This window comes from Geotalea uraniireducens, from assembly GCF_027943965.1.
Classification (GTDB): Bacteria; Desulfobacterota; Desulfuromonadia; order Geobacterales; family Geobacteraceae; genus Geobacter; species Geobacter uraniireducens.
The window spans coordinates 3,374,888-3,390,587 of sequence record NZ_AP027151.1 but is presented as its reverse complement, the minus strand read 5'-3'; the positions used below and the strand labels follow the sequence as shown (position 1 = coordinate 3,390,587).

The following is a 15,700-nucleotide window of genomic DNA, read 5'->3' as shown; positions in this document are numbered from 1 at the left end:
GTCTATCAAGCTGTCAATGATCCTAAAAACCCTCTGATTGCTGTTAGTGAAGCAGAGCGTGAAGCAATTTGGGTTTGCTTGGCCAAGGAGGTGCAAAATGCGATTCAGGATTTTGAAGCTCGCGCCGAAATAGAGAAAATTGTATCGGAGAAGGTGGGCACACGGGAGCTTATTGGCGGTACTTCCTGTAGTTCTGAACCTCTGTTCCGCCCCCGCCCAAAAGCGCTCAAGGGTTGGACATACCAGATGCAAACCGGATGCGGCCCTTTGTCTGTCACCATAAACGACGACACCAAAGGACCATTTGAGATGTTCGTTACAATGGGTAAAGCAGGGGGATGTGCGGCTTCGCAGTGCGAAGCACTCGGCCGTATGGTAACTCTGGCATGGCGCCGTGGGATCCAGGCTCGCCAAGTGACCAAGCAGCTACTTGGCATCTCCTGCCATGCCCCGTCCGGCTTTGGAGAAAACAAGATCCTCTCGTGTTCAGACGCGGTTGCGAAGGCGATTCAGTCACACATGATGGGAAGCGGCACTGCCATTGACGTTAAAAAGACCGCGGCAGACCGCGATGCCTGCCCAGAGTGCGGCGGCTCTGTAGAGGCAGAGGGAGGATGCCGCGTATGCCGTGTTTGTGGTTATAGTGAATGTGCATAACTAGAGAAATACAGGGACACCTGCTAAGGTGAAGCAGAAGGGCCAGCCCTCGACATGGGACATAAAACAGAGAGATGTCCCAACTCGCGGCTAGACCGGCCCCTGAAAAATCGGGTCGGTCAGCCTTGTGTTGTCTAAAATATGTGTCTAATTTTGTTCAGTTTAATCGTGCTAAGGAGTAATCATGAAAAAAACAGAGCTAATTGATAAAGTATCACTTAAAGCTGATATGTCTAAAGCTGATGCTTGAGGTGTCCTGTCAACAACAGACACTCCGAACTCAAGCGGCCGTTGGCTGTCGTCTGAAATTCTGAGCGAACACGGCCGGCGCAATATAGCCGAGGCGCGAATGGCGCCGTTGGCGGTTGTAGAATATCTCGATGTACTCTCGGATGGAAGCTTCAGCCTCTGCCCGGGTCGCGTAACGGCAGTGATGTACCAGTTCGTTCTTGAGGCTTCCCCAGAAGCTTTCCATCGGCGCGTTGTCATAGCAGTTCCCCTTGCGTGACATGGAAGCCTTCATTCCGAACTGCTCAAGAAGTTTCTGGTAATCACAAGCACAGTACTGGCTGCCACGGTCCGAATGGTGGATCAGCCCAGCCGCCGGTCGTTTTTGTTGAACAGCTCGGAATAACGCCCGGCCAGTCAAGTCCTGTGTCATGCGCTCAGCCATAGCGTAGCCGACGATTTCGCAGGTGAAGACGTCCTTGACACCTGCAAGGTAGAGCCAGCCCTCGCCGGTAGGGATGTAGGTAATGTCCGTAACCCAGACCTCGTTGGGGTTGCTGGGGGTAAATGTTTGATTCATGTTAGCGGCAATGTAAAAATGACCCACCTCGGAAATTGAAATTTGACCCACTCTTCCTGATAACCTAGCCGACCTGGAGGGTCGGCATGATCGGAAAGGAAGAGTGTATGGAAGTCAGAATTCTCAAGAAGCAGGGCAAGAGCATCCGGGAGATCTCACGGATCACCGGGCTATGCCGCAACACGGTCAGGAAATTCCTCAGATCGACCGCCGATCCCCGTTACAAAGAACGGGCGAAGCGGCCGGGGAAGCTTGATCCGTTTAAAGCGTTTCTCGAAGAGCGGGTGAAGGCAGCGCTGCCGCATCGGATTCCCGCTCCAGTGCTTGCTCGGGAGATCAAAAGCCTTGGCTACGAGGGCTGCGAACGCACCGTCAGAACGTTTTTGGCGACACTGTATTCCCGCGTCACACCGGAACCCGTTATACGGTTCGAGACGGAGCCCGGCAAACAGATGCAAGCCGACTGGTGCGAATTGCGCAAGGGGAAGCACCCGCTGTACGCGTTCGTTGGAACTCTCGGCTTCAGCCGGGATTCGTTCGTCGTCTTCACCACCAGCCAGGCTTTTGATGTCCTGCGGGAGTGCCATGAGATGGCATTCTCCTTCTTCGGCGGCGTTCCGCGCGAAGTGCTTTACGACAACAGGGCAGCAGCGGGGTCAGACCTACACAATTGACAGACTGCTGAAATTGTAAAATGTGTAGGTCTGACCCTGCAAAGCATGTACTGCAAAGCATGTACTATTTCCGAGGTAATTCAATGATAACACGCTTAAAGCTGAAGCCTGGTCAAAGAGGAACAAAGGCACTGGTCGAAAAGTATGGAGACGTCCTTGTTTGCGTGCGTTACCGTTATGATGAGACAAGCCGGATCCGCCTAAAGACGGTGGAACTTATCGTTGAAACGAAGGAATTGCCGGCTCCGCGGAAAGCGACTGTCGATGATCCTCTTGTGCCGGTGCGGATTTCATATGGTCAGCGTGAATTGGGGCGAATGGCCAAAACTATGGGCGGGACATGGGACCCTGACGTCAAGCTCTGGTACATCCAGCTTGGCAAGATCAAGGGGACAGAACTGGAGAAGCATATAATATTGGATGCCGAGATGAAGAACAGCGGCAGTTGAGGGCATCTAATATTGGATGCCAGTATATAATATTGGATGCCCAAGAGGTTGCCAAAAGCATCTATTATTATATGCATCCCGGTATCTAAAGTTAGATGCCGGGATATATTATTAGATGCTTGCATATAATATTAGATGCCGGTCCTGACCGGTCAATAACTAGTTGGCAGAAACAATATGACAGAACTTAAATTCAGAACTGACGAAATTCCTAAAATTATCGGAATCGCAGAAAAACTTTCGACCATTAGCGAGTTCCCGACAGGGTCAACATCTCGCGCTCTTCACGCCGAAGAAATTTTCAATAAACTCATTCTGCATATTGCAAGTTTCAGGAAACATTTGGCCAGCAATAACAAAGAAACGGGTCATGTTGACATTTCAGTGCTTGCCGCACTTGCTAGAATGGTAATCGAGACCCATAATGCTCTTTGCTATTTTTGCGATGCATCTGCCTCTAAGGACGAACTAGACTTTAGGATATGGCTGTATCATCTCCACTACTCTTGCGATCTTAGAAACATTCTTTCTTGTTTTAACTTCACAGACCATGACTCGATAATGTCAACATTTGAAATGACCGGCAGGATGTCAGTTTCATGCTTGGAAAGAAACGTATTTTTTACCAACTTGACTGAAAAAGAGCAGCGACAGCTACTGCTAGGACGCAAAGCTTTTTACTGGCGCGGACGGCGCCCCAAGAAATCTCCTTTTTCTAAAGAAATGGAGGAGGGAGTTTACAAACTACTCTCAAATTATGTGCATTCCTTTCCGCTTGGCAACATCATGTACAGAGGCGGTGGCTCTGCAAACCATTTAAATTTTTATAATTCTGCCTTCCTTATCGTTGAGGTTTTTGTTTCATATTCTGCTGCGGCAACTTTAACGTACTGCCGTCTTCGCAGAAAATTGGGAACCCGGATTACAACCGAAGAAAAAGCATATTTGAATGACATGGCTACTGACGTCCCAATAAAAGAGTGGCTATCACAGCGAAAGGAAATTGGAATAAACAATAATGTGCTGTATTTCGCCACGAATGATGACATTTGAACTACCAACCAGCGCCAAGACCGGCCTAAAAAGCCGCCGGTCAGGCTTATGCCGTTGTCGAAATATCTAGCACTATCTAACACAATGCGTTCAAAGTAATGAGATTTCAAGATTCTGATGCTATCAAAAGGAGAACACGATGGGAAAGATTATATCGCTTTACAACAACAAAGGCGGTGTATCAAAAACAACAACATTATTCAATTTAGGGGCATATCTTTCCCAAAGTAGCAAAGTGCTTTTAGTAGATTGTGATCCACAATGCAATGTAACCGAAATGTTCTTTGCTGCAAACGAAGACGCTGATTCACCAGACATTGATTTACCCGGGACATCCATATATCAAGCATTTTTACCAAGATTTATGGGAGAAAGTAGTAAAATAGACCCAAACTCAGTCAAGTTGCCGAGCCACAACATTTATACAAATCTATTTATTTTTAGAGGCGATCTTGAATTTTCTAGAGCGGAAACCTACTTTGGAACGGCCTGGAACCAAGCTGTAACTGAAAATATTCACGAAAAAAATACTTATGTTGCGTTTCATCGCTTAATTACAGAACTCGGTGAATTAAACGGTTTTGATTATATCTTATGTGATGTTGGGCCAAGTACAGGTTCAATAACCCGTACTGTTATATTAACGTGTGACGAAATAATAGTGCCATTGGTGCCAGATAGATTTTGTTATCAAGCGGTTCGTTTGTTGGGGCGAGTAATAAGGGAATGGGTAGATCGGCATAAGCAAATTTCAGATACTTTAGTGCCATTTGGTATAGTTCCATTTACAGGTGAGCCAAAGCTAGCAGGAACTATAATTCAAAATTATAAAATACATAGTGCCTCTAAAACTAAAAAATCTTACATCGAATGGCAAAACAGGATATCAGCTGAAATTGAGACAAAATTAGTAGGTGATCAGGGGATAACCCCAAAATGTTCATTTAACGTCAAAATGCCATATATAGCGACAATCCGTGATGTAGGAGTGTTGGCACCACTTGCTCAAATGTTCGGGAGAGCAATATTTGACATACAACAAGAGCATACTAAGGAAGCTTCTGCTGATGGACGTATGTACTACGGAACTGTATGGGATCCTTTATTGGAAAGAATGAAGGAATATAAAAACGAGATTGCTAAAATAGCAGGAGCTTTATCATAATGGCCATATCTCATGTGTACACTGCGTTGATTGATATTTTAGCATATAGGTATCGCCTGGAGAGTGACCAAAAGAGTGGACTACTTACTTTCAAAGATGATCTTGAACAAGCTTTAAAGGTGTTTGATAGTGTTAATGACGCATTTTACAGGGTTCAAGCCATATCAGACACAATAATTATAACTTGTTCAGAACATAACCATTTCCCTGAATTTACCTCGATATTGAAAAATGTGTTCATTGAGTTTTTAAGGCGTGGGCTTTTTATCAGAGGTGGTATTGCATATTCAAGACATTTTCAAAGTGGACGGCTTACCTATAGCCATTCTATAGCCAAAGCCTATGAGCTGGAAAGTAAAATTTCTATTTATCCCCGGATTGTAATAGACAACAACATAATGGAAATGTATGTCGGAGGAGTTGGAATGCCTGACATATTCAATAAACGGATTTTTTCAAAGCAAAATGGCGTCACATTTTTAAACATAGTTGATGATGAAAATTGGGTTCTGATTTATACACTTGCAAAAAAAATATATGAAAATGACAAAAACCATATGCTTGAAAATGAAAGTGCATTCTTAAAACATCTTTGGTTTCAAGAGTATATTTTTTCCTCAGGCAGCAGAGATCGGACATGCGAGAGGTATATCGAAGCTATTTCAGAGGTTTAGGAATGCTGAAGCAGGTAAAGGGGTGCGCCAACCATCGGCACGACCGGGGGACGAAGTTCCGGGGACAGTATATTTAATTGACCGCAGATTTACATCTGCTAATATTTCCACATGGCACGCATCGCACGAGTAATAGCTCCTGGACTTCCGCACCACGTTACGCAACGCGGCAATCGCCGCCAACAAACCTTTTTTAGTGATGATGATTATCAGGCCTATCTGGAGTTGATGGCCGAATGGTGCGGCAAATATCAGGTTCAGATCTGGGCTTATTGCGTGATGCCGAACCATGTTCATCTCATTGCCGTTCCTGAAACGGAAGACGGGTTGGCGCGAGCGATTGGCGAAGCTCACCGCCGATACACCAGACGGATCAATTTCCGGGAGAAGTGGCGCGGGCATCTCTGGCAGGAACGATTTGCGTCGTTTCCCATGGACGAAAGATATTTGCTCGCCGCTGCCCGCTATGTAGAAATGAATCCTGTTGCTGCCGGCATGGTCGCCCTTCCCGGAGAGTATCGCTGGAGCAGTGCCGCTGCCCATCTTGCCGGGAACGATGACCCGCTTGTAAAGGTCAAGCCGCTGTTGGACATTGTAAGTGACTGGCAGCAATTTCTGGCTCTGACGGATGAGGATGAGCTTACCTTGCTGAAAAAACACGAGCGTAGTGGCCGGCCGCTTGGGGAAGTATCGTTTGTCGAGCGCTTGGAGGGAGAACTGGAGCGACTGCTCAGGCCGGCGAAGAGAGGACCGAAGCCAAAGGGAAAGTAATTTAAATATACTGTCCCCGGAATCCCTGCGATACTATCCGAGGATTGAAAGCGTTCAAGACAGTCTGGGAAACACTTGGGCTATCGGTCAATCAAATCCAGTAGCGACAGGAAGCATACTTAGACCAGGTGATCAACTTCAAATTAAAGTATCTGGAACAGATCCGTTGGGTGAGCCATTAGAGTTCGCGGTGTTGCCAATGGCGGTGCCCCATGTTTTTTCTTGGAACAGCAGTGGTGACTTTGATTTAACAATACAAGAAAATCATGTGCAAGAAATGCTGTGGATATTTGTTGCGGTGAAAAGCCAGCGAAAATTTCATGCAAAGAGTGCCGTCGGTTTGGGCAAAGTCGATGATGTAGTTCAGTTCGGCTACGAAGTATTACCGCCTAGAAATTGAATATGATTGGAAGAGACCTGGGAGACGCTGGTCAGTCGTGTAAGTGGCAGCACAGCAAGAATGATCCAACCAGCCGGTTAGACGCCGCCCCAAAGCGGGTCAACCGGGCACCCCGTTGGACGAGGAATGAAGATTAGATGAAATTCTCTTTCATTGCAGGAATTATCTTACTCGCCTTGGGAAGCGCCATACTATTTGCTGGCGTAATCGCTTTGACCTTCAAAAATTCAGACAAAGAAGAAACGCCATCAGTTCCGTACCTGATTTTGAGCATCTTCACCTCGCTGAACTACGTTGTTGATTTCATAAAAAATCTGATTGAGGCACCAAGTAACTGGCGAGAAATGAAGCTGGAGCTTGGCTTGCTGGGCGTTGGGACTGTCATGACGATAGCTGGCCTAGTTCTGCTATTTCGATAATCAAATCAGCAAGCAACTGGAGGGTCAGGTCTACAACTGGAGGGTCAGGTCTACATTCCACACTTTATGTAGAATGTAGACCTGACCCTTAAACAATTGACTCGCCGCTGCCCGCTATGTAGAAATGAATCCTGTTGCTGCCGGCATGGTCGCCCTTCCCGGAGAGTATCGCTGGAGCAGTGCAGCTGCCCATCTTGCCGGGAACGATGACCCGCTTGTAAAGGTCAAGCCGCTGTTGGACATTGTAAGTGACTGGCAGCAATTTCTGGCTCTGACGGATGAGGATGAGCTTACCTTGCTGAAAAAACACGAGCGTAGTGGCCGGCCGCTTGGGGAAGTATCGTTTGTCGAGCGCTTGGAGGGAGAACTGGAGCGACTGCTCAGGCCGGCGAAGAGAGGACCGAAGCCAAAGGGAAAGTAATTTAAATATACTGTCCCCGGAATCCGCCCCAGTGGGCACTTTCACTAACTTGTTTCGCGTATTTAGTGAGCACTATATTGATATACAGGAGTGATCGTATTGTAATGGGGATGATGGATATTAAAAAATATGATTTTATTAATAAAAAGTTTCATAACGAGAAACGTTAAAGCCAGAACCGCCAAGACCGGCTCGAAAAGCTAGCCGATCAGACTTATGGAGTTGGCCACATAAAGCATAGGAGAAAAGATGCAACGAGATACCATATCTGCCGGAGTCTATCTAGGGGGACGCCCATAAATTTATAAGTTTCTATTGAAGCAAGAAGGATGAAAAGAGATGCCCCGTCAGGCTCGGATCGATAGAGCTGGCACGCTCCACCACATCATTTGTCGCGGCATTGAGCGCCGTGAAATTTTCACCGATGACTCGGACAGGGATGATTTTGTCTTGCGGATGGGGACGATCCTCGCCGAAACCTCGACGCGGTGCTCTCACGGTCAGCCCCGGCTCCCGTTGGGCGGAGAATGAAATAAGAATCTGAGCGCACACGCCGGGGGTCACGCACACGCCGGGGGGCAAGTCTTGAAATATAAGATTTTGAGGAAAAGAGTTGGAAAAGTGATATTTCAAGACCTGACCCCCCTGAGCTTTTGCGGCATATTCAGCCAACTTATGATGCTGCGAAGCTGGTGTACGATGATTATATAGATTATTACCAGAACCTTGAGTCGAAATTAGAAAAAAACGAGCGTTTTGAAGACATTATTGAATTTATAAATCAGCGCCGCGTGAAACAAGCTTCTTCTCGGGAGGAGCTTCGTGGAATCAAAATATACGATGATAGTAACGACGAAGTGGAATCTGACTTTGATAAAACCGTACTAAACTTAGTGCGTGGCAGTCAGCTTGTAAACCATGATTTTGAACATTTTGCACACAAAGTCAGATTTTACGGCGAAGAATATAAAGCGCAACGACCGAAAACTAGGCACACCATATCACCACCAAATTACCTGTTGGACAAAGTCATTGCCGAGATAAGGTTTCAAAGGGATTATCTCACAAAGTGTTTTCAAGATGTGACAAGAGCTTACAACATCGAAAGAGATATGCATTCTGGTCGCCACAAGGTCAGATGACAAATAACGAGTTGTCACATTAAGAGAGTAAAACATGGCTTTGATTAACTGGGACGTTCACAGATGGGAAACTGATTTTGCCTTCAGTAACCTTAAAGATTATCTTGAGATGGCGGAGAGCCAGTTCGAGGCTGTACGTGAAAAGGAAAGGGCTCGGACAGATTTGACTCCTCCAGCTGGCTTGTCTGAAGATGGTTATCATGAGTGGTACTCTGACTATCAAGGTGAAGTCCTATTTTTCGAAGAACGTTATGAGCGTGATTTCCCATCAAAAATTCGATACTCATTCATTGTCCTTCTTCACATTGTCCTAGAGGATCGTCTACGCGCAACCTGTAACGAAATTCAAAAAAGAAGAAATTTACCCATAACCGAGAAGGACCTCAGGGGTGCACAGTTTGAAAGAGTTAATGCTTTTTTGAAGAAGATTGCTGAAATACATTATGACAATCAAAAAGGCTGGCAAGAACTGAAGGATTTACAAATGATTCGAGATTGCATTGTCCACACGAACGGCAGAATCGAAGAATCGAGAGATAAAAAACGTATCTACGAGCTCTGCAAAAAACAGATCGGCGTTTCAGACGCAGAAGGAGCATTGGTTGTAGAAAAAGCATATTGCATGCGGTCTCTGGAAACAATCTCTGCATTTTTCAATGGCCTCTTAGATTCTGCTGGTTTCGGGCCTTGCCAAATAACTTACAGCTGAATTTGCAAAGGTTCTGACTGGACGCGCCAACAAAGCGTGGCAGACGGTCTCCGCTTCGCTCCGCCGCTGCACTCTCAGCCGTTGGCCGAATTAGAAGAATAGAATCGGAATAGGAACGCGAAATGGAATCTATACGAGACAGATTTATTGGTGACCTACTATCAAAGCCACCAGATAAGATAGCCTCATTCTGGATGCTCGAACGAATCCCCCACGCTTTCAACAACAATCTAGAACTATACATTAATTGGAAACACGTCTTAGCAGATAAGATATCAGTAGATTCTGCATCCATATTTCTAATTGGAAGCGGGTCAGCTGGTGTCAGCATGAACCCATACAAGAACTATAAAGAATTTGATGCTGAGTCAGACTTGGGCGTGGCTATTGTCTCTGACTACTATTTCAATGAGTCTTGGCGATACATGCGAGGTTTAGGAGCCGAATTACATAAATTACCTCCTCGCGCTAAACAGTCTGTCATAGATCATCAGAAAAACTACATATATTGGGGCACTATTGCGACCGACAAAATTCTAGCTTATCTACCTTTTGGGAAAAAATGGGGGACTGCACTAAAAGAAATGTCAGTCATTGAACCATCAGGGGAAAGAACAATTAATGCAAGAATCTATAAGGATTTTGAAAGTCTTCGTAGTTATCATGTCTTAAATATTAATAACTTGAGGGAACACGAACTGGGAAAAGGAGTCTAAAATGTCAAAGTTTTTGAATACAACGAATAGGACAGTTATATGGTTCAAAAAGGCTAACGATAATGGTGATCTACAAATGAAACCACCGTTCCAGCGGAACCCTGTTTGGATACATCCACAGAAAAGCTATCTAATTGATAGTATATTGAATGGATTCCCAATCCCAGAAATTTACATGCAGGAATTCGTGGATGAGAATGGAAAAGAGAATCATATCATTATTGATGGACAGCAACGAATCAGAGCATGCCTGGATTATGCTGAAGGGAAATTTGGATTAAAAGAAGAGGAAAGCCCTAGTTGGGCTAACATGAAATTTGACGATCTGTCACCAGATGATAAGAAGAAGTTTTTCGGATATACCTTTAATGTAAGAATATTGCCTGAAATGCCCGACGAAGAAATACGCGGAATCTTTCAACGACTTAATAAGAATGTGGTTGCACTAAATGCTCAAGAGCTTCGTCAAGCTACTTACTGGGGACCTTTTATTTCTACAATGCAAGAAATATCTAACTACTACTATTGGGGTACTTCAGGGTTATTCACTCCTCTAAATTTTAGGAGGATGATGGATGTAGAATATATTTCTGAACTTGCGATAGCTGTGCTACACGGCCATCAAAATAAAAAGGAGACATTGGATAAATATTACCAAGAATATGAAGAGGAGTTTGAATTTAAGGAAGATATAACCTTTACAACACAAGTTGTATTGAATGAAATAGAATATGTGTTGCCAGACATTAAAAATACCAGATGGAAAAAGAAAACCGATTTTTATAGTTTGTTTGTTTACTTAGCAGAGAAAGTAAAAAGTCTGCCACTGTCAGATGAGTCAAGAAAAAATTTCAGAAACAAGCTTGACGAGTTTGCTACTGGGGTCAGCAGTTTTTTAAGCACTGATGGAACTACTGGTGAGTTTTCAGCAAACGTCCAAGACTATGCGAAATCCATTCGTGCATCCTCAGACTTGGGTAACCGAAAACGTCGTCATGTAGCATTAGCAAAAGAGCTTGACCCAATCATACATTTAAGTGACGAAGAGACGAAAAAGAAAGCTATTGAACCCTCCAAAGAGGACATTTTTTCCACCGATGATTCCGGTCAGGAAGAGTAGTCGCCCAACTAAGCGCGTCAGACGGTCGGCTAGCGCCGCCGCTGCGCTCTCAGCCGTTGGCTAGGAGGAAAAAGGATCAAATGAAACTCGATGAGGAGTACAAAAATCAATTTTCAGAAAAGGTGTTCGAGTCCTTTTTTGCTCTTATCACTGGTTCGGTCGGTGGATTTTTCCTTTTTGTCTCAGGATGGTTTAGTAAGTCAATACTCAGGAGAGGCACAATTGAAACCTACGCTGTTGTGTTTTTAGCAATCTTGCTCCTCATAGCATATTGGTTTTTGAAATTGACCTATAAGCTTGCTCTACATAGATGCACCTACTTGTTATCAAACGTTGAATTAAAAGTGACAGGCTGGTTTTTCATACTTTTTGTGCCGAGTATTTTAATTCTCAACTGGTTGAACCATCAACAGCCCAACATCCAAGAGTTGCTCCCTTGCACACCAGGAATCCTGTATGGATACTTCGCTTTGAAGGTCGCTGGGAAAAGAGGAAATCAGACACCGGGCCATGAAGGGGCGGAGAAGCAAACGTGAAACTTCCAGAAAAGCAGCCAACAAAGCGTAACAGCGGGCAAGCCGCTGTACTCTCAACCGTTGGCAGAATAAAGGAAGATGAATATGTGTCTCCAAGCGTATGCGATTCCGGCACAGGAAAACAAAGTGAGTGCACAGAGGCTGACGAAGCTATCAGGGCTCCGTGTTGAGAAACAGAACAAGCCATACAAAGGCGCCCTCTGGTTTTCACGTGACGGAGGATGCTCATGCTCACTTATGTCAGACAATGCAGATTGGAACGAGCCTGTATGGGAGTTGGAGCCAGAAATTCTGGAACCTTTGGCAAAGGCACTACAAGTGCTTGGAGAGGAAGCTGGCGGATTTACATTTCAGGCTATTTGGATGGGCGACAAACCGGAAACATCAAGTGAATCGACATTACCAGAAATTCTGAAAGAAATACGGAACAACCAAGTTAAAAATAAGCACGTCTATAGGGTCACTGCAGTGCAAGCTACGACTGAATAGGAAAGAGTGCGAAGTTCCGGGGACAGTATATTTAATTGACCGCCGATTTACATCTGCTAATATTTCCACATGGCACGCATCGCACGAGTAATAGCTCCTGGACTTCCGCACCACGTTACGCAACGCGGCAATCGCCGCCAACAAACCTTTTTTAGTGATGATGATTATCAGGCCTATCTGGAGTTGCTGGCCGAATGGTGCGGCAAAAAAACAAGACATGGGGGTCAAGTCTTGAAATATAAGATTTTGAGGAAAGGTGTTGGAAAAGTGACATTTCAAGACCTGACCCCCATGAGCTGTTTCAAGACCTGACCCCCATGAGCTGTTTAAATGAAATCAGCTGATGAATTCGAAGAGTCAAAAAGACTTGCAATAGAAATCATTAAATTATTTTTCTCTCTTATGATGGCTGGTGTTGGCCTGTATTACGCCGAAAGTTATTGTACGGCTAAAAGGACACCACAGGGTCAATTCCTTTCATTTTTTCTGATCATTTTCGGAAGCCTCCACATTTTCTCTAGTAGTGCGCTGTCGTTTCTTTTCAACCTGCAAAAAAAGATTATTCCCTCTGCCCCGGCTGTGACACCAAGATTTTTACGGTACTTTGGAGTTGTGCTGCTGTGCGGAGGAGTTGGTTTGCTCCTTTACTACATCAAAAGAGTGGTCTAACCCTTATTTGGCCCCCGTCCGTCGAGGGCAAGAATAGGCCTTGACGATTTGAATCGCTTTTTTGAATGAACCGGAGAGAGGGACAATCTGGCAGCAATACAAACAAACCAGGCCGCATCCTCCTCGAAGGTGCGGCCTGGTTTGTTTGTATCGGCGCAAATGTGGTTATGCCGCCGGGCGGAGTGCTGCCGCTTCGTAGCGGGCTACCAGCTGCCGGTAGTGTTCCTCGAACCCGGCTGGGGCCCGCTTTGCCGCCGCCGCGTAGCCGGCGAGGACCGCCTCGTGCTGCCCGACAGGGATGAGCCGCTCGGCGAGCGGGTAGAGGATGTGATCCTCTTTGTCGATATGCTCCCGGAGCAGTTCGAGGTAAGCGATGGCGTGCTCGGCGATTTCGCGGGCGCGGCCGCTTTCCCCGGCCTGCACCGCCAGGGCGGCCGCTTCCAGCGCCCGGACGTGGGCTCGCCCCTCTTCGTGCTCCAGCAGCATCGCCGCCACCGGGCTGTGCTCGCGGGGCATGCCATTGGCCACCAGGGCGGCGAAGAGGATGTCTTCTTCCTTGGCGTGATGGAAGCGGTCGGCGTAGTTGCGGATGAAGTCGACCGCGGCGAGGAAAAATTCGGCGTCCGGGGCGGCGCCGTCGGCGACCCGCAGCGCCCGTTTCTCCAGGACGGTGAGCATCCGCAGGATCAGCCGGTGCTCGTCGATCAGTCGGTCGGTGATGTTGCCGGTCATGGTCAGTTCCTCCTTTCGCCGTCGATGCCGATGACCACCGTTTCCAGGGGGATCGGCTTGCCGGCCTGGGCCAGCGCCTGCTTTACCATGATGTCGAGCCCGCGGCAGCAGGGTACTTCCATGATTGCTACGGTGACGCTTTTCACCTCGTTGTCGCGGAAGATGGTCGCCAGTTTTTCCACATAGCTGCCGGTCTCGTCCAGTTTCGGGCAGGCGATCGCCAGCGCCTTTCCTTTCAGCAGGGCCTGGTGGAACGAGCCGAGGGCGAAGCCGACGCAGTCCGCGGCGATGAGGATCTCGGCGTTGCGGAAATAGGGGGCGGTCGGCGGTACCAGCTGCAACTGGACCGGCCACTGGCGAAGTTCGGAAGGTGCCCGTGCCGTCTGATCGGTCGTCGTTTCTTCCCGTTCGATAACCCGTGCCATGCTGCCGGGGCAGCCACAACCCATCTGTGTCATGATATGTCTCCTTTGGTTTGTTTGACATGATTTCCACCAATCTTTCGCAAGCCGAAAATGCTCCCTCTCCCTTCGATGGGGGAGGGCTGGGGTGGGGGTGCAAACGGATGGCCGTTCATTTTCACCCTTCCCTCTGCCCCCTCCCATCGAGGGAGGGGGGATAACGTACGGAAGATTAGCGTCTTATTCCTCTGCGTGAGACGGTGCAAACTCTTCCCGGTCGGCGGTCAGGCCGCCCGCCCGGCCAGGTAGGCGTTGATTTCGGCGGCCACCCGGGCCTCGTCTTCCGGCGACAGCCCGTGGATCGAGACGACGTCCTTGAGGAGGCAGATTCCTACCTTGCAGGTGACGCAGCCGATATCGAAACGCTGCAGGATTTCGCCGATGGCCGGATGTTCGGCGATCACTTCCTGGATGGCCCGGTTGCCGAGGTCGTTGTTCAGTTCCATGGTTTGTTCCTCCCCCCCCTTGGTGATGATCCCACTTTACCCCCTTCGCCCGGCCGGGATTATGACCTGGATCAAAAATGTGCCGATTGTCGGGAGGGGGGGCGGCACGGCTCCCGGCCGAAGGGAATCGGATTGGCGAACTGGTGGCGCGGCGGGACGGCCCGGCGGTCGACATGCCGGGCTTTGACCGCCAGGCAGAACCTTTAGACAAGATAATGTCAATGATTTCAAGTTAATGAAGCGTGACACCGGTGTTTTTTGCCGGTCAATAGGTGTTTTATCGTTGTTCTATTTGTATCGCCATCAGCGATATGTCTTAAAAAAACCCTAAAGTCCTGATTGTCATCTCCGATAAATAGGTGTATACATCGCAAAGACCGCGGGTTGTTACGGGTATGTTTGTGTGCTGTTTTACTCGTTTCAGGCGGGGTGTCGGCGTGGATCGCCGCCGGCAGCGGATGTTGGCGGCGGTAATGGGCCGAGTTGTCGATTTTAATGTAACGCCGTTATATTAATTCTCCGGGGAAGGGCAGCCATATGTCGACATTGCCGGCATACCCGACGGGAAAACCGGGCAGTGACAAACCTCTGCAGCTGGTCGGCTTCCGGGTCGGACGCGAGGAATACGGCTTCGAGATTCTCAAGGTGCAGGAAATCATCCGGATGACCCCGGTCACCACCGTCCCCAGCACGCCGCCGGACGTTGAAGGAATCATCAACCTGCGCGGCAGGATCGTGCCGATCATCGATTTCCGCAAACGGTTCAACATTGCCGACGAATGCCCGACCGACGACGCGGAGCGGGTGATCGTCGTGGCCATCACTCCCAGGATGACCGTCGGCATCATCGTCGACAGCCTGAGCCAGGTGATGAAGGTGCCGCCGGAGTCGCTGTCGCCGGCACCGCCGGCCTCATCGGGGTATGACGGCGAGGCCATCCGCGGCGTGGCCTCGATGGGCGACCGGCTGGTCATCGCCCTCGACGTGGACAAGATGTTCTCCGCCGAGGAGATGAGTGAACTGGCCGACGCCGCGTCGGGCTAGCCCGCTGAACCCGCGGCGCCAGCCGCCGCACAATTGCCGTGCCCGGCCCCTCGGCCGGGAAATGCGGCAATGCTTGCACAGTACTGCAGTGACAACGGTGTCACCCCGCCCTCCTCCCGACCCTCCTGCCCGGTGACCCCATCTC

General features: G+C 48.0%; 22 protein-coding genes and 2 pseudogenes. 19 read left to right on the top strand and 5 right to left on the bottom strand.

Going from position 1 to position 15,700, the window contains the following annotated elements:
• Nucleotides 1–207 precede the first annotated feature (207 nt).
• Nucleotides 208–657 (top strand): annotated as a pseudogene (locus QMN23_RS19665) (TSCPD domain-containing protein); the annotation flags it as partial.
• A gap of 280 nt (nucleotides 658–937) precedes the next feature.
• Here the strand turns inward: QMN23_RS19665 and QMN23_RS15890 are convergent.
• Nucleotides 938–1,465: pseudogene (locus QMN23_RS15890) on the bottom strand (IS3 family transposase); the annotation flags it as partial.
• A gap of 86 nt (nucleotides 1,466–1,551) precedes the next feature.
• On the opposite strand from QMN23_RS15890, the gene istA reads away from it, so the two are divergent.
• The 9 genes from istA to QMN23_RS15845 all read left to right on the top strand — a co-directional run bounded on the left by istA (nucleotide 1,552) and on the right by QMN23_RS15845 (nucleotide 7,491).
• Nucleotides 1,552–2,139: an IS21 family transposase gene (istA, locus tag QMN23_RS15885; RefSeq protein ID WP_282000310.1), complete on the top strand. Its 588-nt coding sequence runs from the start codon at nucleotides 1,552–1,554 to the stop codon at nucleotides 2,137–2,139.
• Nucleotides 2,140–2,222: 83 nt separating this feature from the next.
• A complete protein-coding gene (locus QMN23_RS15880) occupies nucleotides 2,223–2,588 on the top strand; it encodes a hypothetical protein (protein ID WP_282000309.1) in 366 nt (121 codons plus the stop codon).
• Between the two features lie 177 nt (nucleotides 2,589–2,765).
• Complete coding sequence (locus QMN23_RS15875; RefSeq protein ID WP_282000308.1) at nucleotides 2,766–3,641, top strand: hypothetical protein; 876 nt, start codon at nucleotides 2,766–2,768, stop codon at nucleotides 3,639–3,641.
• A gap of 139 nt (nucleotides 3,642–3,780) precedes the next feature.
• Nucleotides 3,781–4,806 (top strand): ParA family protein, encoded by a 1,026-nt coding sequence (locus QMN23_RS15870; RefSeq protein ID WP_282000307.1) that lies wholly within the window; start codon nucleotides 3,781–3,783, stop codon nucleotides 4,804–4,806.
• On the top strand, nucleotides 4,806–5,480 hold the full coding sequence (locus tag QMN23_RS15865) for a hypothetical protein (RefSeq protein WP_282000306.1): 675 nt from the start codon (nucleotides 4,806–4,808) through the stop codon (nucleotides 5,478–5,480). The genes QMN23_RS15870 and QMN23_RS15865 overlap by 1 nt, the downstream gene beginning before the upstream one ends.
• Before the next feature lie 111 nt (nucleotides 5,481–5,591).
• The gene (locus QMN23_RS15860) at nucleotides 5,592–6,251 is read left to right on the top strand and encodes a transposase (RefSeq protein WP_282000305.1); all 660 of its coding nucleotides are present in this window, start codon (nucleotides 5,592–5,594) and stop codon (nucleotides 6,249–6,251) included.
• 199 nt (nucleotides 6,252–6,450) lie between these two features.
• Nucleotides 6,451–6,651, top strand: coding sequence for a hypothetical protein (locus tag QMN23_RS15855; RefSeq protein ID WP_282000304.1), 201 nt, complete (start codon nucleotides 6,451–6,453; stop codon nucleotides 6,649–6,651).
• A gap of 137 nt (nucleotides 6,652–6,788) precedes the next feature.
• The gene (locus QMN23_RS15850) at nucleotides 6,789–7,070 is read left to right on the top strand and encodes a hypothetical protein (protein WP_282000303.1); all 282 of its coding nucleotides are present in this window, start codon (nucleotides 6,789–6,791) and stop codon (nucleotides 7,068–7,070) included.
• Nucleotides 7,071–7,194: 124 nt separating this feature from the next.
• Nucleotides 7,195–7,491, top strand: coding sequence for a hypothetical protein (locus tag QMN23_RS15845; RefSeq protein ID WP_282000302.1), 297 nt, complete (start codon nucleotides 7,195–7,197; stop codon nucleotides 7,489–7,491).
• A 312-nt stretch (nucleotides 7,492–7,803) separates the two neighbouring features.
• Here QMN23_RS15845 and QMN23_RS15840 read toward each other — a convergent pair whose 3' ends face one another.
• The gene (locus tag QMN23_RS15840) at nucleotides 7,804–8,163 is read right to left on the bottom strand and encodes a hypothetical protein (RefSeq protein ID WP_282000301.1); all 360 of its coding nucleotides are present in this window, start codon (nucleotides 8,161–8,163) and stop codon (nucleotides 7,804–7,806) included.
• Between the two features lie 20 nt (nucleotides 8,164–8,183).
• Between QMN23_RS15840 and QMN23_RS15835 the strand changes: the two genes are divergently transcribed.
• From QMN23_RS15835 to QMN23_RS15800, 8 genes are all read left to right on the top strand, one after another.
• Entirely contained in the window at nucleotides 8,184–8,633 is a 450-nt protein-coding gene (locus QMN23_RS15835) for a hypothetical protein (protein ID WP_282000300.1), read from the top strand.
• A 34-nt stretch (nucleotides 8,634–8,667) separates the two neighbouring features.
• Entirely contained in the window at nucleotides 8,668–9,342 is a 675-nt protein-coding gene (locus QMN23_RS15830; RefSeq protein ID WP_282000299.1) for a hypothetical protein, read from the top strand.
• Between the two features lie 122 nt (nucleotides 9,343–9,464).
• On the top strand, nucleotides 9,465–10,058 hold the full coding sequence (locus tag QMN23_RS15825) for a hypothetical protein (RefSeq protein WP_282000298.1): 594 nt from the start codon (nucleotides 9,465–9,467) through the stop codon (nucleotides 10,056–10,058).
• Nucleotide 10,059: 1 nt separating this feature from the next.
• Nucleotides 10,060–11,178 carry a DUF262 domain-containing protein gene (locus QMN23_RS15820; RefSeq protein ID WP_282000297.1) on the top strand — a complete coding sequence of 373 codons (1,119 nt, stop codon included), beginning with the start codon at nucleotides 10,060–10,062 and terminating at the stop codon, nucleotides 11,176–11,178.
• A gap of 80 nt (nucleotides 11,179–11,258) precedes the next feature.
• Complete coding sequence (locus tag QMN23_RS15815; RefSeq protein ID WP_282000296.1) at nucleotides 11,259–11,714, top strand: hypothetical protein; 456 nt, start codon at nucleotides 11,259–11,261, stop codon at nucleotides 11,712–11,714.
• Nucleotides 11,715–11,951: 237 nt separating this feature from the next.
• Entirely contained in the window at nucleotides 11,952–12,203 is a 252-nt protein-coding gene (locus QMN23_RS15810) for a hypothetical protein (RefSeq protein ID WP_282000295.1), read from the top strand.
• A gap of 69 nt (nucleotides 12,204–12,272) precedes the next feature.
• Complete coding sequence (locus tag QMN23_RS19720; protein WP_282000294.1) at nucleotides 12,273–12,515, top strand: hypothetical protein; 243 nt, start codon at nucleotides 12,273–12,275, stop codon at nucleotides 12,513–12,515.
• An 18-nt stretch (nucleotides 12,516–12,533) separates the two neighbouring features.
• Nucleotides 12,534–12,872 (top strand): hypothetical protein, encoded by a 339-nt coding sequence (locus QMN23_RS15800; RefSeq protein ID WP_282000293.1) that lies wholly within the window; start codon nucleotides 12,534–12,536, stop codon nucleotides 12,870–12,872.
• Between the two features lie 165 nt (nucleotides 12,873–13,037).
• On the opposite strand, the gene QMN23_RS15795 is transcribed toward QMN23_RS15800, so the two are convergent.
• From QMN23_RS15795 to QMN23_RS15785, 3 genes are all read right to left on the bottom strand, one after another.
• Nucleotides 13,038–13,604 (bottom strand): hemerythrin domain-containing protein, encoded by a 567-nt coding sequence (locus QMN23_RS15795; protein WP_282000292.1) that lies wholly within the window; start codon nucleotides 13,602–13,604, stop codon nucleotides 13,038–13,040.
• A gap of 2 nt (nucleotides 13,605–13,606) precedes the next feature.
• The gene (locus QMN23_RS15790) at nucleotides 13,607–14,062 is read right to left on the bottom strand and encodes an iron-sulfur cluster-binding oxidoreductase (RefSeq protein WP_282000291.1); all 456 of its coding nucleotides are present in this window, start codon (nucleotides 14,060–14,062) and stop codon (nucleotides 13,607–13,609) included.
• A 227-nt stretch (nucleotides 14,063–14,289) separates the two neighbouring features.
• Nucleotides 14,290–14,511 carry a hypothetical protein gene (locus QMN23_RS15785; RefSeq protein WP_282000290.1) on the bottom strand — a complete coding sequence of 74 codons (222 nt, stop codon included), beginning with the start codon at nucleotides 14,509–14,511 and terminating at the stop codon, nucleotides 14,290–14,292.
• 537 nt (nucleotides 14,512–15,048) lie between these two features.
• On the opposite strand from QMN23_RS15785, the gene QMN23_RS15780 reads away from it, so the two are divergent.
• Nucleotides 15,049–15,555, top strand: a complete 507-nt coding sequence (locus QMN23_RS15780) for a chemotaxis protein CheW (RefSeq protein ID WP_282000289.1) — start codon at nucleotides 15,049–15,051, stop codon at nucleotides 15,553–15,555.
• Nucleotides 15,556–15,700: the final 145 nt, after the last annotated feature.